This is a genomic window from Pseudohaliea rubra DSM 19751, assembly GCF_000764025.1.
Classification (GTDB): domain Bacteria; phylum Pseudomonadota; class Gammaproteobacteria; order Pseudomonadales; family Halieaceae; genus Pseudohaliea; species Pseudohaliea rubra.
Genome location: NZ_KN234791.1, coordinates 1 through 18,958 on the forward strand (window position 1 = coordinate 1; position 18,958 = coordinate 18,958).

At 66.0% G+C, this 18,958-nt stretch carries 15 protein-coding genes; 4 read left to right on the forward strand and 11 right to left on the reverse strand.

The annotated features are described in order from the left end of the window. Positions 1–528 (forward strand): tRNA (guanine(46)-N(7))-methyltransferase TrmB (trmB, locus tag HRUBRA_RS13015; protein ID WP_035517869.1); only part of this gene is annotated, 528 nt, incomplete at its 5' end. 290 nt (positions 529–818) lie between these two features. After that, on the forward strand, positions 819–1,631 hold the full coding sequence (cysE, locus tag HRUBRA_RS13020; protein ID WP_035517872.1) for a serine O-acetyltransferase: 813 nt from the start codon (positions 819–821) through the stop codon (positions 1,629–1,631). Positions 1,632–1,659: 28 nt separating this feature from the next. Here cysE and hemE read toward each other — a convergent pair whose 3' ends face one another. The 10 genes from hemE to HRUBRA_RS13070 all read right to left on the reverse strand — a co-directional run bounded on the left by hemE (position 1,660) and on the right by HRUBRA_RS13070 (position 15,452). After that, positions 1,660–2,730, reverse strand: a complete 1,071-nt coding sequence (gene hemE, locus HRUBRA_RS13025; RefSeq protein ID WP_035517873.1) for a uroporphyrinogen decarboxylase — start codon at positions 2,728–2,730, stop codon at positions 1,660–1,662. Between the two features lie 63 nt (positions 2,731–2,793). Next, positions 2,794–4,215, reverse strand: coding sequence for an FAD-dependent oxidoreductase (locus HRUBRA_RS13030; RefSeq protein WP_035517875.1), 1,422 nt, complete (start codon positions 4,213–4,215; stop codon positions 2,794–2,796). A 24-nt stretch (positions 4,216–4,239) separates the two neighbouring features. Beyond that, the gene (gene gltB, locus HRUBRA_RS13035; protein WP_035517877.1) at positions 4,240–8,685 is read right to left on the reverse strand and encodes a glutamate synthase large subunit; all 4,446 of its coding nucleotides are present in this window, start codon (positions 8,683–8,685) and stop codon (positions 4,240–4,242) included. Between the two features lie 130 nt (positions 8,686–8,815). Beyond that, positions 8,816–9,901 carry a 3-dehydroquinate synthase gene (gene aroB / locus HRUBRA_RS13040; protein WP_035517888.1) on the reverse strand — a complete coding sequence of 362 codons (1,086 nt, stop codon included), beginning with the start codon at positions 9,899–9,901 and terminating at the stop codon, positions 8,816–8,818. 25 nt (positions 9,902–9,926) lie between these two features. Then, positions 9,927–10,454, reverse strand: a complete 528-nt coding sequence (aroK, locus tag HRUBRA_RS13045; protein ID WP_084592656.1) for a shikimate kinase AroK — start codon at positions 10,452–10,454, stop codon at positions 9,927–9,929. A 19-nt stretch (positions 10,455–10,473) separates the two neighbouring features. Further along, on the reverse strand, positions 10,474–12,609 hold the full coding sequence (gene pilQ, locus HRUBRA_RS13050) for a type IV pilus secretin PilQ (RefSeq protein WP_052094866.1): 2,136 nt from the start codon (positions 12,607–12,609) through the stop codon (positions 10,474–10,476). A 61-nt stretch (positions 12,610–12,670) separates the two neighbouring features. Then, positions 12,671–13,201: a pilus assembly protein PilP gene (locus HRUBRA_RS13055; protein WP_035517879.1), complete on the reverse strand. Its 531-nt coding sequence runs from the start codon at positions 13,199–13,201 to the stop codon at positions 12,671–12,673. Positions 13,202–13,203: 2 nt separating this feature from the next. Beyond that, positions 13,204–13,818 (reverse strand): type IV pilus inner membrane component PilO, encoded by a 615-nt coding sequence (locus HRUBRA_RS13060; RefSeq protein WP_035517880.1) that lies wholly within the window; start codon positions 13,816–13,818, stop codon positions 13,204–13,206. 3 nt (positions 13,819–13,821) lie between these two features. Further along, positions 13,822–14,388: a PilN domain-containing protein gene (locus HRUBRA_RS13065; protein WP_035517881.1), complete on the reverse strand. Its 567-nt coding sequence runs from the start codon at positions 14,386–14,388 to the stop codon at positions 13,822–13,824. Then, positions 14,388–15,452, reverse strand: a complete 1,065-nt coding sequence (locus HRUBRA_RS13070; protein ID WP_052094878.1) for a pilus assembly protein PilM — start codon at positions 15,450–15,452, stop codon at positions 14,388–14,390. Before HRUBRA_RS13070 ends, HRUBRA_RS13065 begins: the two co-directional genes overlap by 1 nt. A gap of 173 nt (positions 15,453–15,625) precedes the next feature. On the opposite strand from HRUBRA_RS13070, the gene HRUBRA_RS13075 reads away from it, so the two are divergent. Continuing rightward, a complete protein-coding gene (locus HRUBRA_RS13075; RefSeq protein ID WP_035517883.1) occupies positions 15,626–18,079 on the forward strand; it encodes a penicillin-binding protein 1A in 2,454 nt (817 codons plus the stop codon). A gap of 40 nt (positions 18,080–18,119) precedes the next feature. Here HRUBRA_RS13075 and rpmE read toward each other — a convergent pair whose 3' ends face one another. Further along, positions 18,120–18,335 carry a 50S ribosomal protein L31 gene (gene rpmE / locus HRUBRA_RS13080; RefSeq protein WP_035517885.1) on the reverse strand — a complete coding sequence of 72 codons (216 nt, stop codon included), beginning with the start codon at positions 18,333–18,335 and terminating at the stop codon, positions 18,120–18,122. A gap of 185 nt (positions 18,336–18,520) precedes the next feature. Between rpmE and HRUBRA_RS13085 the strand changes: the two genes are divergently transcribed. Further along, positions 18,521–18,958 (forward strand): primosomal protein N' family DNA-binding protein (locus HRUBRA_RS13085; protein ID WP_456107052.1); only part of this gene is annotated, 438 nt, incomplete at its 3' end.

Here is an 18,958-nt window from a genome sequence, read left to right on the forward strand (position 1 = left end):
CTCGCGGCGCGGCGCGCCGCCGATCCGCGGCCGCTAGTGCTGGACAGCTTCTGCGGCACCGGGACCAGCACCCGGGCGCTGGCGGCCCGGCACCCGGACTGCCTGGTGGTAGGTGTCGACAAGTCCGCGGCGCGGCTGGCGAAGCACGGCGCGGCGGGCGATGGCTACCTGCTCCTGCATGCCGAGTGCGAGGCGGTGTGGCAGGTGCTGGCCGGCGAAGGTGTGCAGCTCGCGGCGCACTACCTGCTCTACCCCAACCCCTGGCCGAAGGCCGCGCAGCTGAAGCGGCGCGTGCACGGCCACCCGGCCTTTCCGCTGCTGCTCGAGCTCGGCGGCGCGCTGGAGCTGCGCAGCAACTGGCGCCTTTACGTCGAGGAGTTCGGCATTGCCCTGCACCTCGCCGGGGTTCGGGCGGCGATCAGCACGGTACCATCGGGCGAGCCGCTGACGCCCTTCGAGGCCAAGTACAGGGCCAGCGGCCACGCCCTCTGGCGCTGCCGGGCGCGGCTGCCCGGAACCGCTGGGTAAAGGCGGTCAGCCCGGCGCCAGGCAATGCCGGCGCGGTGAGGTTTCAGGCGCTCAAAGGTTGGCAGCAGCGTCAGGCGCCGGGGGCTGAAACACCCTGGCCCGGGGCGTCAGCGGACAGGACGTCCGCTGTCGAGCTGCCATGGATGGCGCTTTTTGCGTCCCCGGGGCAGGGTGTTTCAGCCCCCGGCGCCGCCCTACAGCGACATGCAAGGCGACGTGCCGGCGCGGCACAGGGTGTTCCCGCCCCCGGCGAATGCGCTACCCTCTCACGCCGACCCGGAGGAACCGCCATGGCCAGGACAGCGAAGGAACGCCACCGGCTCGACCCCGTGTGGCAGCAGATTCTCGACGAAACCGCTTCCCATGCGGCGGAGGAGCCGATGCTCGCGAGCTACCTGCACGCGACAATCCTGAACCACCGCTCCATCGAGAGCGCGCTCAGCTTTCATCTGGCCAATCAGCTCGACAGTCCGGCGCTGTCGTCCCTGCTGCTGCGGGACGTGATGCTCGAGGCCTTCCATGGTGAACCGGCGATTCTCGATGCCGTGCGCGCCGATCTCTGCGCCGTAGTCGACCGCGACTCGGCCTGCTGCGAACTCTACATACCCTTCCTTTACTACAAGGGCTTCCACGCGCTGGAGGCACATCGGGTGTCACACTGGCTATGGCTGCAGGGCCGGCGTTCGCTGGCGCTGCTGATCCAGAACCGGATGAGCTCAAAGTTCGGCGTGGACATCCACCCGGCGGCGCGCCTGGGCCGGGGCATCATGCTGGACCACGCCACGGGACTGGTGATCGGCGAGACCGCCGTGGTGGGAAACAATGTCTCCATGCTGCAATCTGTCACCCTCGGCGGCACCGGCAAGGAAGAAGGCGACCGGCACCCGAAGATCGGCGACGGCGTGCTGATAAGCGCCGGGGCGAAAATTCTCGGCAATATCTGTGTCGGCGAGGGCGCGAAGATCGGCGCCGGCAGCGTAGTACTGCAGCCGGTGGCGCAGCATACGACCGTTGCCGGCGTGCCGGCGAAGGTAGTGGGACGGCCGGGTTCCGATCAGCCGGCCCTTGAAATGGACCACGGTTGGCCCTGCAGCGAAGGCTGAGCCGGGTCGCACCGGCCCCCCGCAGCAGTCAGTCGTTCTTGTGGTACTGGGGTGACAGCTCCACAACCGCGTCGGTGAAAGCCGTCACGTGGTCCGGGTTCACACCGGGCGTGATGCCGTGGCCAAGATTGAAAACATGGCCGCTGCCGTGGCCGAAGCCCTCGAGAATCGACGCCACTTCCTCGCGGATCCGCGCGGGAGAGGCAAACAGCATCGACGGGTCCATGTTGCCCTGGAGCGCGACCTTGTCGCCCACCGCAGCGCGCGCCGCGGCGATATCCGTGGTCCAGTCGATACCGACGGCATCGGCACCGCTCTCGGCGATGGCCGGGAGCCACTGGCCGCCGCCCTTGGTGAAGAGGATACAGGGAATCTTCCGGCCCTCGGCCTCCTTCGGCAGGCGGGCGACGATGCGCTGCATGTATTTCAGCGAGTATTCCTTGTAGCCCGCAGCGGAAAGCGCACCGCCCCAGGTATCAAAGATCTGCACGGCCTGCGCGCCGGCTTCGATCTGCGCCGTGAGGTAATCGGCCACAGCGTCGGCGAGGATCGTCAGCAGCTGGTGCATCAGCTCCGGCTGGTCGTAGGCCATGGCCTTCACCCGCGCGAAGTCCTTCGACGAGCCACCCTCGACCATGTAGGTGGCAAGCGTCCAGGGGCTGCCGGAAAAGCCGATCAGCGGCACGCTGCCGGCAAGCTCGCGGCGGATCGTGCGTACGGCGTCCATGACGTAGCCGAGATCGTCGCTCGCCTTGATGGGCTTCAGACCCTCGATGTCCGCCTCGCTGCGCACGGTCTTCTTGAAGCGCGGGCCCTCACCGGTCTCGAAATAGAGGCCCAGGCCGAGGGCATCGGGGACCGTAAGGATGTCCGAAAACAGGATCGCGGCATCCATGGGATAGCGGCGCAGCGGCTGCAGCGTCACCTCACAGGCCAATTCCGCGTTGCGGCACAGGTCCATGAAGGAGCCCGCCTGCTCCCGGGTGGCGCGGTACTCGGGCAGGTAGCGGCCCGCCTGGCGCATCATCCAGATCGGGGTGCGGTCCACGGGCTGACGCGTCAGCGCCCGCAGGAAGCGGTCGTTCTTGAGTTCACTCATGGGTGCTGCCCTATCCTTAACCTTGTCCTGTACATTGCGCGATGGCCGGCGAGCCGGCGCTGCTCAAACCTCGAGGTAGTCGAGAATACCCTCGGCCGCCTGGCGGCCCTCCCAGATCGCGGTGACCACGAGGTCCGAGCCGCGGACCATGTCACCGCCGGCGAACACCCTGGGGTTGGTGGTCTGGAATTTGTACGCCTGGTGCTCGGGCGCGACCACACCCTGCCAGTCGTTGGTCTCGACGCCAACCGTCGGGAACCAGTCGGCAGGGCTCGGCTGGAAACCGAACGCAATAATCACGGCGTCGGCCTCGAGCACGTGCTCGCTGCCGGGGATCGGCTGCGGACGTCGGCGCCCGCCGGCGTCCGCTTCTCCCAGCTCCGTCTTCACCAGCTTCACGCCCCCGGCCTCGCCGAAGTACTCGACGATCTCCAGGGGCTGGCGGTTGAACAGGAACGTCACGCCCTCGTCGCGAGCGTTCTTCACCTCACGTCGGGAGCCGGGCATATTCTCCTCATCGCGCCGGTAGGCGCAGGTCACGTCGGCCGCGCCCTGGCGCACGGCGGTTCGCACGCAATCCATGGCGGTGTCGCCACCGCCGAGGACCACCACGCGCTTGCCGTGCAGGTTGACATACTCGCCGTCGGGTTGGTTGAAACCAAGGTTCTGGTTCACGTTGCCGATCAGGTACGAGAGCGCCTTGTAGACACCGGGCAGGCTCTCACCGGGAAAGCCGCCCTGCATGGCCTTGTAGGTACCCATGCCGAGGAACAGCGCATCGTAGTCGGCCAGGAGGTCGTCGATCTGCACATCCCTGCCGACCTCGGTGTTGAGGTGGAACTCGATGCCCATCTCCTCGAAGATCTCCCGGCGGCGCATCATCACCTGCTTTTCCAGCTTGAACTCGGGGATGCCGAAGGTAAGCAGGCCGCCGATCTCCGGGTAGCGATCGTAGACCACGGCCTTGACCCCGGCGCGGGTCAGCACGTCCGCACAGCCCAGGCCCGCCGGGCCGGCGCCGATGATAGCCACGCGCTTGTCCGTGGGGACCACCTGGGACAAGTCCGGCCGCCAGCCCATGGCAAGGGCCGTATCCGTGATGTATTTCTCGCTGGAGCCGATGGTCACGGCGCCGAAGCCATCGTTCAGGGTGCAGGCCCCCTCGCAGAGGCGATCCTGCGGGCAGACCCGGCCGCAGACTTCCGGCAGCGTGTTGGTCTGGTGCGACAGCTCCGCGGCTTCAAAGAGGTTGCCCTCGGCCACCAGCCTCAGCCAGTTGGGGATGAAGTTGTGGACCGGGCACTTCCACTCACAGTAGGGGTTGCCGCATTCGAGGCAGCGATCCGCCTGCTCTTCGACCTGCGCCTTTGTATACGGGTCGTAGATCTCCACGTACTCGGTCTTGCGGGTCGCCAGGGTGCGCTTGTCCGGGTCGTTACGGCCGACATCGATGAACTGGAAATTGTTGCTGACACGTCCACTCATGAAGTTACCTCCTGCCCGTGCGGCCTAATCGGTCTCGCGCAGGCGCGTAAGCAGCTGGTCGAGATCCGCCGCCTTGGGCTTGACCAGCCAGAACTTGCCGACGAAATCCTCGAAGTTGTCGAGCACCTCCGCGCCCCAGGCCGACCTCGTCTCGTCGACGAACTCGGCGATGATGGCGCGCAGGTGGGTCCGGTGGGCTCCCATGTACTCGGAGCTCACGCGGTGGATTTCAACCAGCTCGCTATTGTACTTGTCGATGAAGCGGCGCTCTAAGTCCAGAACGTAGGCGAACCCGCCCGTCATACCGGCGCCGAAGTTCACCCCCGTATCGCCAAGGACCGTGATACAACCGCCGGTCATGTACTCGCAGCAGTGGTCCCCGGCACCCTCTACCACGGCGTGGGCACCGGAGTTACGCACACCGAAGCGCTCGCCGGCAAGACCCGCTGCGAAGAGCTTGCCGCCGGTGGCGCCGTAAAGGCAGGTGTTGCCGAGGATAACGGCCTCCCGGGAGCGGAACTCCGAGCCCGCCGGCGGGTAGACAACCAGCTTGCCGCCGGCCATGCCCTTGCCCACGTAGTCGTTGCAGTCGCCCTCGAGGTACATGTGCAGACCGCCGGCGTTCCAGACCCCGAAGCTCTGCCCCGCTGTGCCGGTGAGGCGCAGGGTGATCGGCGCCGCTTCCATGCCGCTGTTACCGTGGCGGCGGGCAATCTCGCCGGAAATGCGTGCGCCGATGGAACGGTCGCAGTTGGTCACGGTGAAAGCGTATTCACCGCCACCCATGGCCTCGATGGCCGGCAGCGTCGCCGCCACCATCGCCTCGGCCTTCTCACCGCGGTCAAAGGGGCTGTTTGCGGCGACCTGACAGAACTGCGGCTGCTCGGCGCTGGCCTCGTCCTTGTGGAGGATCGGCGCCAGGTCCAGGCTGCGGTGCTTGTCGGTACTGCCCGGGAGTACGCGCAGAAGGTCCGTGCGCCCGATGAGCTCCTCGAGGGACGCCACACCCAGCCGGGCCAGCCACTCGCGCACCTCCGTAGCGACGAAGGTGAAAAAGTTCACCACCATCTCCACGGTGCCGCCGAAGTGGTCGTCACGGAGCCGTTCGTTCTGCGTAGCAACACCCGTGGCGCAGTTGTTCAGGTGGCAGATGCGCAGGTACTTGCAGCCCAGGGCAACCATAGGCGCGGTGCCGAAACCGAAGCTCTCGGCACCGAGGATCGCCGCCTTGATGACATCCAGGCCGGATTTCAGGCCACCGTCCGCCTGCAGGCGGATCTTGCCGCGCAGACGATTGCCGCGCAGCGTCTGCTGCACTTCGGCCAGACCGAGCTCCCAGGGCGACCCGGCGTAGCGGATCGACGTGAGCGGGCTCGCCGCGGTGCCGCCGTCATAACCCGAGATGGTGATGAGATCTGCATAGGCCTTGGCCACACCGGCGGCCACGGTGCCCACACCGGGCTCGGAGACCAGCTTCACGGAAACCAGCGCCTCCGGATTGACCTGCTTCAGGTCGAAGATGAGCTGCGCCAGATCCTCAATGGAATAAATGTCGTGGTGCGGCGGCGGGGAGATCAGCGTCACTCCGGGGACGGAGTAGCGCAGCCGGGCGATGAGCGCATTGACCTTGCCCCCCGGGAGCTGCCCGCCCTCGCCGGGCTTGGCGCCCTGAGCGATCTTGATCTGCAGCACCTCGGCATTAACGAGGTAGTGCGGGGTCACGCCGAAGCGGCCGGAGGCAATCTGCTTGATCTTGGATACGCGCTCGGTCCCGAAGCGGGCGGAGTCCTCGCCGCCCTCGCCGGAGTTCGAACGCGCACCGATACGATTCATGGCGGCAGCCAGGGCCTCATGTGCCTCGGGGCTCAGCGCACCCAGGGACATACCGGCGGAGTCGAAGCGCCGGAGAATCTTCTCCAGTGGTTCGACAGCGTCGAGGGACAGCGGCTGCTCAGCGCAGATCGGCTCGAGGAGGTCGCGTATCGTCGCCACGGGCCGCTCGTTCACCAGAGCGGCGTAGCGCTGGTAAACGGCATAGTCGCCGCTGGCCACAGCCTGCTGCAGGGTCGTGACCACGTCCGGGTTGTAGGCATGGTATTCCTGCCCGTGTACGTACTTGAGCAGGCCACCCTGCTGGATAGGCTTGCGCTCACGCCAGGCATCGAGCGCGAGACGGCGCTGATCCGCCTCGAGCTCGGCGAAGCCGGCGCCGGCGATGCGCGACGTAACGCCGCAGAAACAGCTGTCGACCACTTCGTCGGCGAGGCCGATAGCCTCGAAGAGCTGGGCGCCGCGGTAGGAGCTCACCGCCGAGATCCCCATCTTCGACATGATCTTCAGCAGGCCCTTGTTGACGCCCTTGCGGTAGTTCTTGAAGCAGACGCCGGGGTCGCCGAGGAGTTCGCCGCAACGCAGGAGATCCTCGAGCACACTATAGGCAAGATAGGGGTAAACGGCCGTCGCCCCGAAGCCGAGGAGACAGGCAACCTGGTGTGAGTCCCGGGCGCTGGCCGTCTCGACCACGATGTTGGCGTCGCAGCGCAAGCCCTCGCCGATAAGATGGTGATGCACCGCCCCGGTGGCCAGCAGGCTGTGGATCGGCAGCCGCTCCCGGGCGATGGCGCGGTCCGACAGTACGAGGATGGTCACGCCCTCGTCACGCACGAGGCGGGCGCACTCGGCCACCATGGCCTTGATGGCGTCGCCGAGGGTGGTCGTTGCCGGGTCGTAGGTGCAGTCGACATCCCGGGGCGAAAAGCCCTCGCGCTTCAGGTTGATCAGCGTGTTGAACTTGCCCTGAGACAGCACCGGCGAAGTGAGTATGACCCGGTCCGCGTGCTCGGGCCCCTGGGAGAAGATGTTCTTCTCACCGCCGAGGTCCGTCTCCAGAGACATGACAATAGCCTCACGCAGCGGGTCGATGGGCGGGTTGGTCACCTGGGCGAACTGCTGGCGGAAAAAGTCGTAGAGCGAGCGGGGCCCGGCGGAGAGCACGGCCATGGGCGTGTCGTCGCCCATGGACCCGACGGCCTCGTTGCCGCTCTCGGCGAGGGGACGCAACACCTGCTCGCGCTCCTCGAAGCTCACCTGGAACATCTTCATATACGCGTTCATGCGCTCGGGCTCGATGCCCGGAGTGACCTCCGGATCGAAGCTGCCGACGATGCGCTCGGCGTTCTCCTTGAGCCAGCGCTTGTAGGGCTTGCTCGCCTTCAGGCGGTTGTCGATCTCATCGCTCTGCAGGAGCTCACCGGTGTGCGTGTCGACCATGAGGATCTGCCCGGGACCGACCCGACCCTTGGCGAGCACATCCTCGCTGCGATACTCATGGGTACCGACCTCCGAGGCCAGGGTGATAAAGCCATCCTTCGTGCGCACCCAGCGCGCCGGCCGCAGGCCGTTGCGATCGAGGAGGCAGACCGCGTAACGGCCGTCCGTAAGCACGATGCCGGCGGGACCGTCCCAGGGCTCCATGTGCATGGAGTGGTACTCGTAGAAGGCCTTGAGATCCGGGTCGATGGACTCGATGTTCTGCCAGGCCGGCGGGATCAGCATGCGCAGCGCCCGCGGCATGTCGACGCCGCCGGTGAGCAGCACGTCGAGCATGTTGTCGAGGCTGGATGAATCCGAGCCGGTCCTGTTCACGATCGGCGCGATCTCGCGGATGTTCGGCAGCCGCTCGGACTCGAACAGCGCCGTGCGCGCCTCGGCCCAGTTGCGGTTGCCCTGGATTGTATTGATCTCGCCGTTATGGGCCAGGAGCCGGAAAGGCTGCGCCAGAGGCCAGCGCGGCAGCGTGTTGGTGGAGAAGCGCTGGTGGAAAACACAGATCGCCGTGGTCAGCCGCTCGTCGCCGAGATCCGGATAGAAACGGGGCAGGTCCACCGGCATGACCAGACCCTTGTAGCTGAGGACGCGGCCGGACAGGCTGCAGATATAGAAGTCCGCGTCATCCTCGTTGGCGATCTCTGCCTTGCGGCGGGCCACGAAAAGCTTCGTGGACAATTCGGCCTCGGTCAGTTCTCCGGCGTCGAAGAATACCTGCTCGATGCGCGGCAGCGAGGCCAGGGCGATCTCACCGCAGACCCTCGGGTCCGTGGGTACCGGGCGCCAGCCGAGCACCGGCAGTCCCTGCTCTTCCAGCACGGCCTGCATGGCAGCGCGGGCGCGATCGGCGCGTGCCTCGTCGGCAGAAAGAAAGACCATGCCGACGGCGAAGTTGCTCGGCAGCTCAATCGCCAGCGCCTCGCGAGCCACGGCAACCATGAAATCCCGCGGCATCTGCATAAGCAGACCGCAGCCGTCACCGGTCTTACCGTCCGCCGCGATGCCGCCGCGGTGGGTCATACAGGTGAGAGACTCAATAGCCGACTGGAGCAGGCGATGGCTCGCATCACCGGCCGTATGTGCGATCAACCCGAAACCGCAGTTGTCACGGAACTCCTCAGGTCGATACAGGCCTGCACTCATACGCTTACCAAAAGTTAATATAAATCAGCTGGTTACCGCAGCCTTCGGCTCGCCACGGCGAAGCTGGGCGGGGCGGGGATCGGCAATTTTACACAGATGGCCGGGGGGGAACAAACCAGCCCGGGTGGTCCTACAGGGCCACAGCCCCGCTGAGCAGGGCGTCGATTTCCTGTCCATCTACATCATCCACGACCACCGCATGACCGATCGCACGGAGCAGCACGAGGCGCAGCCGACCATCAACCACCTTCTTGTCCCGCGCCATGAGGGCGAGGAAGCGGCCAGCGTCCATGTCTGCGGGCGGCAGCACCGGCAGTCCCGCCCGGCACAGGAGAGCAACGAGCGCGTCAACCTCTGCAGCGGGCACCCAGCCCCGGTCCGCCGACAGGCGCAGTGCAAGCACCATACCGGCGGCTACGGCTTCACCGTGGAGCCAGCTGCCATAGCCCTGCGCGGTCTCGATGGCGTGACCGAAGGTGTGGCCAAGATTGAGGATGGCGCGGACGCCGCCCTCGCGCTCGTCCTCGGCCACCACGGCGGCCTTGGTCGCGCAGCTGCGCTCGATGGCCTCGGCGAGCACCGCTTCTTCCCGCGCCAGCAGCGCCGGCAGATTCTCCTCGAGCCAGCGATAGAAGCCGGCCTCGCGGATCAGGCCGTACTTGATGATCTCCGCAAGGCCCGCGGCGAATTCCCGCTCCGGCAGGGTCTGCAGCACCTGCAGATCGATGAATACCGCCGCCGGCTGGTGGAAAGCGCCGATCATGTTCTTGCCGAGCGGGTGGTTGACGCCGGTCTTGCCGCCGACGGACGAATCGACCTGGGCCAGCAGCGTCGTCGGCACCTGCAGAAAGGCCGCGCCGCGCTGATAACAGGCGGCGGCGAACCCCGTGAGGTCGCCGACCACGCCGCCACCGAGAGCCAGGAAGGTCGTCGTGCGGTTGTGGCCCTCGGCAAGAGCCCGGTCGATGATGGCCTCGAAGCTCTCGAGGGTTTTGTGCGCCTCGCCGTCGGGCAGGATGACCTCAGTCACCGCCACCCGCGGGTCCAGGGCGTCGCGGAGCCGGCCGAGGTAAAGGGGCGCTACGCGGTCGTTGCTCACAATCACCAGCTGGCGGCCGGTGAGGTGTCGGGCAAGCAGCGCCGGGTCGCCGAGAAGGTCGCGGCCGATGTAGATGGGGTAGCTGCGCGCGCCGAGATCGACGTGCAGCGTGTGCATGATCAGCGCCATGGCGCGTTACCTGTCAGCTGTCGGTGGCGGCGCGCAGGGAAGCCAGCACGCGCTGGGCAACAGTCTTGGGGCTGCTCGAATCGGTGTCAATCACCAGGTCCGCCACCGAACGGTAAAGGGGGTCGCGCTCGGCGAAAAGCCGGCGAAGCGTGTCCTCCGGGTCCGCCGTCTGCAAAAGGGGTCGGTTGCGGTCCCTGCGCGTGCGCCGGAGCTGCTCCTCAAGGGTTGTGCGCAGATAGATGACAAAACCCCGCTCGGCCAGCACCTGCCGGTTTGCCGGCCGCAGTATCGCGCCACCGCCGGTAGCCAGCACCGTGTTGTCCCAGGTGGTCATCTCGGCGAGGACCGCCTCCTCGCGCTCACGGAAGCCCGCTTCACCCTCAACGTCGAAGATCCAGGGGATATCGGCGCCCGTGCGGACCTCGATCTCTGCGTCGGAATCGGCAAAGCCGAAACCGAGAGACCGGGCCAGTTGGCGGCCGATGGTGGTCTTGCCGGCCCCCATGGGACCGATCAGGAAGACCCGGTGCAGCTCGGGCATGACGCCGAAACGCTCCCCGCTAGTCGAGGAGCGTATCGGCAAGGATGCGCGGCGTGATGAAAATCAGCGTCTCGGTCTTCGTCGCCTGCCGCGCTTCGTTGCGGAACAGGGCGCCCACGTAGGGGATGTCCCCGAAGAAGGGCACCTTGTTCACGGTCTCGATCAGTTCGGTGCGGAAAACGCCGCCGAGGACCACGGTCTCGCCGTTGCCCACCAGCACCTGAGTGGTCAGCTCCGTCGTATCGATGGCCGGGATCAGACCGCCCTGGCCGCTGGGCACGAGGTCACCCACAGAGTCCTGGGTGATGACAAGGTCGAGGAGGATGCGGTCATCCGGCGTGATGTTCGGCGTCACGTCCAGGGACAGCACCGCCTCCTTGAACTGCACCGCCGTGGCGCCGGAGGCCGCCGCCTGCTGGAAGGGAATCTCCGTACCGGACTTGATGTTCGCCTGCTGCTTGTCGCCGGTGATCACCTTCGGCTGCGACACCACCTCGCCCTTGCCCGCGGACTCCAGGGCATTCAGCTCAGCGGTGAGGAACAGGTCGTCGGAGGTGAAGCCCACGGCGAACCCGCTGGTGGAACTGCCGACACCGAGATCCACAAGCAGCGCGCCCGGATAGGACAGGGTGGGCTGGGTACCGTTGATCACCGAGTTATTGAGATTCACGGCGTTAGCGCTGTCACCGGTCACGGACAGGACGTTGCCGTCGGCGTCCGGGTTCAGGTAACCGCCGCCCCACTGGATGCCCAGCTCATTCTCCAGATCCGACTGGGCGATGACGATGCGCGCCTCGATCATGACCTGGCGGATCGGAATGTCGACCTTTTCGATGAGCTCACGCATCTCCGCCAGTTTCGCCGAGGTCTCGGTGATAATGAGTGAGTTGGTGCGGGGATCGACGATCACCGAGCCCCGGCTGGAGATCAGCGAGCCACCCTCCTCGGAGCCGGCCTGGAACAGGCTGACGATTTCCGACGCTTTGGCATAGCGGATGCGGATGAACTCGGAGCGCAGGGGCGCCAGCTCGGCAATCTGCTTGTTGGCTTCGATCTCCTGGCGTTCGCGCTCGGCAATCTCTGCCGCCGGCGCCACCAGCAGCACGTTGCCGATCTGACGCTTGTCCAGGCCCTTGGTCTTCAGCACCAGTTCAAGGGCCTGATCCCAGGGCACATTCTTCAGGCGCAGGGTGATGCGACCGGCAACGGTGTCGGACGCGACCAGGTTGAGCTCGGTGAAGTCGGCAATGAGCTGCAGCACCGCACGCACCTCGATGTCCTGAAAGTTCAGGGAGATCCGCTCGCCGACGTAGGCGAACTCGTTGCGGCGCTCTTCCACCTCCGCCTGACTGAGGGGCTTCACGGCAACCACGTACTGGTCGTCGGCCTGGTAGGCGAGATAATCGAAGTCGCCGGTGGTCTTGAGGGTCAGCGTGGCCCCGCGCTCGGTGGTGCCCACATCCACGGAGCGGACGGGGGTGGCGAAGTCCGTGACATCGTAGTTGCGCCGGAGCCGCTCGGGCACGTCCGTATCGATAAACTCGACCACCACATCACCGCGCTCGCTGTAGACGTTCACGTCCACAGACGGATCAGACAGCTCCAGCATCAGCTGGCCCTCGCCGTCCGGGCCGCGCTGAAACTGCAGATCCTCGATGCGGGAGGCGACCTCGATCACCGACTCGACGGAGGTCTTGACCCGGGTAGGGTCGGAGCTGCGCTTGAAATACTGACCCTCGGAATCCTGGCCGACGGTCAGGAAAAGGCTGTTGCCGTCCACGCGGGTCTCGTAGGGCACCAGCTTGACCAGATTGAGCACCAGGCGGGTGCGCTCGCTCGCCTCGAGAACCATGACCTCCGTGGCATTGCCATAGGGGAGCGTGTAACGCTTGCGGTCCAGGCGGCTGGCGGTGTCGGGAAAATCAATGGCGATGCGCGCCGGCTTCTCAATGGTGTAGGCCTTGAGCTCCTCGGGCGGCGCGCCGTCGAAATCGAGGCGCACTTCGAATTTGCTGCCGGGCCGGGAGCTGAACTCGATAGCGGTAACCGCACGGGACGCGGCGGCGGCCGCAGCAATTTCCGCCAGGGTCGCGACGCCGGCGAGCAGCAGCGCAAGTGCGAGCCGACCCCCCGGGCGTTTCCTTCTCTGTGCCATGATGCCAGCTCCCCGTTTTATCCTGCTCTTCCCCATGGCCATCAGTATCCTGGAGGACACGTTACATACCACTCAATTCGATCGTGCGCGGCCGCTCGACCCAGCCGTCACTTGTGCCGTCACTGACAATCTCCACCACGGCCAGATAGGTATCGGTCAGCTCCACGATCTCTCCGTGATCGCGGCCGAGAAAATTGCCCTCGGTCACGCGGTGGATACCGCCATCCGGATCCCGCACCAGCGCCCAGTCCCTGCCGCCCCGGGCAAGGGTACCCACCATCGACAGCGAGTCGAAGGTGAACTGCTCGAGGAACTCCTTCGGCCGCTCCAGGTCAGGCTTGATGGCGCTGTTGCCGGCCAGCTTGGCGATCTCGCGTACGGCGATAGGCCGGTCGAAGGGGCTGCGCAGCCGGGTGGCACTGTAAGCGAAGGGCTCGTAGGCCTTGAAGGTCGGAATGGGCGCGATCACCCCCCCGGGTCGGGCCTTTTTCTCGGCCATGAACCGGTCGAGGTCGGAAAAATCATTGCCGCTGCAGGCGCTCAGGGCCAGGGCAAGCGCGGCAGCGGCGGCATGGCGGAGACGCTGACCCATGGCTAGCTGTCCCCGTCTTTATAGCGGTAGGTCTTGGCGGTGATGTTCATCTGCAGTGCGCTGGCATTGCTGCCGCCACCGGAAATCACGAAATCATGGAGCGTTACGATCCGCGGCAGGCCGGCCATGCTGCTGATGAAGGCGCCGAGGTCGTGATAGGAGCCGCTTGCAGAAATGGCGATCGGCAGCTCTACGTAAAACTCCTTGCTCACCTCCTTCTGCAGATCGATGGAGGCGATCTTGAGACCGTTGAGCAGCCCCTTGTTGGTGATGTCCTCGAGCAGCCCGGGCACTTCCGTATCGGAGGGAAGCTGGCTGATGAGAGCGCCGAAGCTCTCCTCCATCTCGGTCATCTGCCGCCGGTAGGCGTCGAGGTTGGCAACCTGAAAGGCCTTCTTCTCGAATTCCTGCTTGAGCTTGCCCTCCTCGCCCTGGACCCGGGCCAGGCTATTGCGCAGCTCCTCCACGTGGTAGTAGTAGCCGATCGCCAGCAGCGCACCGAACAGCAGCAGGCAGAGGATACCTTTGACCAGCACCGGCAGCGTGCCGATATTGTCCATATTGAGATCGGAGAGCTCGAACTCGCGGAGGGCCCGCAGGGAATCTTCAAGCGCCATTGCTCAGCCCCCCTGGCCGTCGTCACTGTCGGGCAGGTCGACCTGCACCGAAAGATCGAAGGTGGCGGCCTGGTCGCCATAGGCCGCCGCCGCGCGGACAGAATCAAGGTTCGGGGCTTCCAGCCAGTCCGAGCCGTCGAGGCGTCGCATCAGGCTCGAGACGCGGTTGTTCGACTCGGCGACGCCGGTAATCTGCAGCTTCTTGCCCTGGGCCTGAACGCGGCTGTAGAAGACCCCGTCCGGCACGGTGCGCACCAGCTGGTCGAAGACGCGGACGATGATCGGCCGGTTGCCCTGCAGCTCCTGAATGACGCGCATGCGGTCGATGAGCTGGTTGCGCTTGCGCTGCAGATCGCGGATTTCCGCCACCTGCTTGTCGAGTTCCCTGATGTTCTCCTGCAGGTAGGCGTTGCGGGCCCGCTGGTCGTCGATCTGCCCGTTCACCACCCGGTCCGCCAGCACCACCAGGACGACGGCGGCCAAGGCGACCAGACCGAGGATAGTCAGGAACTGGCGCTTTTGCTCTTCGCGGCGGGCATCGCGCCAGGGCAGCAGGTTGATTTGCGCCATCAGTCGAAGCTCCGCAGCGCGAGGCCGCAGGCGATCATCATCGCCGGTGCATCGCTACCGAGGGCCACGGCATTCACCCGCGGCGAGATGCTCATCTCGGCAAAGGGGTTGGCCATCGCAGCGGGCGTGCCCAGCCGATCCTGCACCAGTTCGACAAGGCCATCCATATAGGACACCCCGCCGGCCATGATGATGAAATCGACGTCGTTGTACTGGCTGGAAGAGAAAAACAGCTGCAGGGACCGGGTCACCTGCTGCACCACCGCGTCCCGGAAGGGATTCAGGAGCTCGTCCTCGTAATCGTCCGGCAGACCACCCTGTTTCTTCGCCAGGCCCGCCTCCTCGAGGGGCAGGCCGTAGCGCCGCATGATCTCGTCCGTGAGCTGCTTGCCACCGAAGAGCTGCTCGCGGGTGTAGATGGTCTGGCCGTTGGCGAGAACGCTGAGCGTCGTCATGGTGGCGCCGATATCAACCACCGCCACCACGGCGCCCTCGTCCAGGGCGAGGTTCTCGCGGATCAGCCCGTAGGCCCGCTCCATGGCGTAGGCCTCGACATCCATGACCTTCGGCTCGAGGCCCGCGTTCTCGATGGCCTCGACGCGGGCGTCGATGGTTTCCCGGCGACAGGCGGCGAGAAGCACCTCTACCATGCCGTCGCGGCCGGGCACGGGTCCCTGCACCTCGAAGTCCAGGGCCACCTCTTCCAACGGGTAGGGAATATACTGGTCCGCCTCGAGGGTGAGCTGTGTTTCCATCTCTTCCTCGGAGAGCCCCGCCGGCATCTGTACAAGCTTGGTGATGACCGCGGAACCGGCCACGGCGGCGGCGACCAGCTTGAGCTTACTGCGCGACTGGGCCAGCACGCTGCGGATGCCATTGGCAACGCCATCGATATCGCTGATGGCCTTTTCCACCACCGCGTCCTGAGGCAGGGAAGCCACTGAATAGCTTTCCACCCGGTAGGAATCCCCCGTGCGGCTGAGCTCGAGCAGCTTGACGGTGGTGGAGCTGATATCCAGCCCCAGCAGCGCCACCTGCTTTCCCTTCCCTAAAATGCCAAGCAAGTCATTTTCCTATATGATTCACAGACTTAGCTAATTTTTATGTTCTTATACTTGAATATGCGCTGTTAAGCCAGTCTGCGATGCAATTTAAACATAAAAAAAGCATACAATTACCACAAGGTAAATAGCTTGCCGTATTCTGACGCCACGCCCGAACAACACCCGGAGTCCTCTTGACGTTCCTGCGCCGGCTAACGCGCCTCGCCCTCCTCGGCAGTCTTGGCCTCGTCTGGTTGCTGGCGGGCGTCTACCTCTATCTGGGCCCGGGCCTGCCCGAGGTGGAAACGCTGCGCGACGTGCAGCTGCAGACGCCCATGCGTGTCTACACCGCCGACGGTGAGCTCATCGGCCAGTTTGGCGAACAGAAGCGTAACCCTCTGGCCTACGATAACATTCCGTCGCAGTTCATTGATGCCCTGCTCGCTGCCGAAGACGACGGCTTCTTCGAGCACGGCGGCATCGATTTCATGGGGCTGGCCCGGGCGGTGACAGAGCTGCTCATGACCGGCCAGAAGCGCTCCGGTGGCAGCACTCTGACCATGCAGGTGGCGCGCAACTATTTCCTGTCCCTCGAACGCACCTTCCTGCGAAAGTTCAAGGAAATCCTGCTGGCAATCGAGATTGAGCGGCGTCTCAGCAAGGAAGAGATCTTCGAGCTCTACTTCAACCGCGTTTTCCTGGGCCACCGCGCCTATGGCTTTGAGGCAGCGGCGCAGGTCTACTATGGCAAGGGCATCGGCGAGCTGACACTCGCCCAGCACGCCATGCTGGCCGGCATTCCCAAGGCCCCCTCCCGGGACAACCCGCTCTCGGGCCCGGAAGCCGGTCGCGAGCGCCGCAACTGGATCCTTGGCCGCATGCTGAACCTCGGCTACATCGATCGTACGGCCTACGAGGCGTCAGTCCGCGCCCCGGTGACCGCGGACCACTACGGCCCGCAGGTCAGCTTCGACGCCCGGTACGTGGCCGAGATGGCCCGCAAGCAGATGCTGGAGCGCTTCGGCAGCGCCGCCTACACGGCGGGCTACGAGGTCCACACCACCCTGCGCAGCGACCTGCAGCGCGTCGCCCAGCGGGCGGTCATCGCGGGCCTGCGCACCTACGACCGCCGTCACGGCTACCGAGGGCCCGAGCTCGAGCTGCCGGTGCCGGAAACACTGGCCGCAGCCGATGCTGCCGAGGACCCGAACAACCTGCCCCCGGCACCGCCGCTGCCACGCGACGAGTGGCTGGACGTGCTGGCGGAGCTGCCGGCCGTGGCCGGCCTCACCGCAGCGGCAGTGACCACCGTGGACGCCGACCGCGTGCATATCCTCCTCGCCGACGGCAGCGAGGCTGTCGTGCTCTGGGAGAACGGCCTGCGCCAGGCCCGCCCCTATCTCAGCGAAAACGCTGTGGGGGGCGCACCGGAAAGCCCCGCAGAGGTGCTCTCGGTGGGCGACGTCATCCGCGTCGACCGCGAGGGCGGCGCCTGGCACCTGGCCCAGGTGCCTGCAGCGCAGGCAGCACTGGTATCCCTCGCCCCTGACGACGGCGCCATCCTCAGCCTCGTGGGCGGCATCGGCTTCGAGCTGTCCAAGTTCAACCGGGCGACCCAGGCTGAGCGCCAGCCCGGCTCGAATTTCAAGCCCTTCCTTTACGCCGCCGCCCTGGATGCCGGCTATACGGCTGCCAGCATCATCAACGACGCACCCATCGTCATGGAGGATGCCTCTCTCGAGGGGCTATGGCGACCCGAAAACGACGGCGGCAAGTTCTACGGCCCCACGCGGCTGCGCTGGGCGCTGACCAAGTCGCGGAACCTCGTTTCCATCCGCCTGCTGCGACAGCTCGGCGTGCGCCGGCTCATCGCTTACGCGGGCCAGCTCGGCTTTGACACCGGCGACTTCGCCCCGGACCTCTCGCTGGCCCTGGGCACGCATGCCATGGCACCCCTGGAGCTGGCGGCCGCCTACGCCGTGCTTGCCAACGGCGGTTACCGGGTGGAGCCCTATCTCATCGCCCGCGTCGACGACAGCGCCGGCAACACGGTCTGGGCCGCTGATCCGCCGCGGGTCTGCCGCGACTGCGCGGGCCGGGAGCTGAGCATGGAGGAAATCCTGGCCGGCGAGAACGCCAATGGACACCGACGCGCCGAGCGGGTCATGGACGAGCGGGTGAACTTCATCCTCGACGACATGCTCCAGGACGTGATCACCCGGGGCACCGGGCGCCGCGCCCTGGCGCTCAAGCGCAAGGACCTCGCGGGCAAGACGGGCACGACCAACGGCCCCATGGATGCGTGGTTCTCAGGCTACAACCGCGATGTAGTGACCACCACCTGGGTCGGCTTCGATGCCTACACGCCCCTGGGTCGGCGGGAGTTCGGCGGCACGGCGGCACTGCCGATCTGGATCGACTTCATGCGTGCGGCGCTCGCCGACAGCCCCGACCGGGAGCGACCGGTACCTGCCGGCATTGCCAGCGTGCGCATCGACCCGCAGAGCGGCCGCCGGACCGGCGCCGGCGACGGTGACGCGATCTTTGAGTACTTCCGGGAGGAAAACGTGCCTGCGTCGACCGAGGACGGCAGTGAGAACACGCCCGGAAAGACCGGGACAGACGAGCTGATCCGGGATATTTTCTAGCGGAGAGCGGCGGCGCGGGCGCGCCGCCGGGAGAGCTTCTTCAGCGCGTGGCGCCGCGGTTGCCAAAACGCTTCTTGAAGCGATCGACACGGCCGCCGGAGTCGACGATCTTCTGCTTGCCCGTGAAGAACGGGTGGCACTGGGAGCAGACATCAATGTGGAAATCCTGCCCCAGGGTCGACCGGGTGGTAATGATGTTGCCGCAGCTGCACGTTGCCGTGACTGCCTCGTACTTGGGATGAATATCGTTTTTCATGGCGCTGACTCCTGGTGTTCGGCGCCGCCACCCGGTCTCTGCCGGGCACCGCGCCTGGGGATGCCGCTCTCCAGACCACAAGGCCCGGAGAAAAAGAGCGCGAATACTACCAGAACGGGGCCGGGGCGCAAGCACCGGCAGCGGCAATGCTAGACTGCGCCGACTGCTCCGAGACCGACCCGTCCATGCCCGTCATTCTCCGCATTGCGGTGCCAGGAAACCCCCTGCGCCGCTACTTTGACTACCTGCCGCCGCCAGAGGTCGACCCGGCTGCGGCGGCAGCGCTGGCGCCCGGGTGCCGGCTGCGGGTGCCCTTCGGCCGCCGCAGCGTTGTCGCCTTCCTCGCCGGAGTGACCAGCGAGAGCGATCTGGAGGTCGGCACCCTGCGCCCGGCGGAGGCAATCCTCGACCGGGAGCCGCTGCTTACGCCGGCGGTAGCCGGCCTCTGTAGCTGGGCTGCAGCCTATTACCAGCATGCCCCCGGCGACGTCTTCGCCGCCGCCTTCAGCCAGCGCCTGCGCAACGGCCGCGCCACGGCCAGGGACGCCTGGCAGCTCACGGACCGCGGCGCCGGCCTTGCCGAAAACGCCCTGGCCCGCGCACCGCGGCAGCGGGAGGCCCTT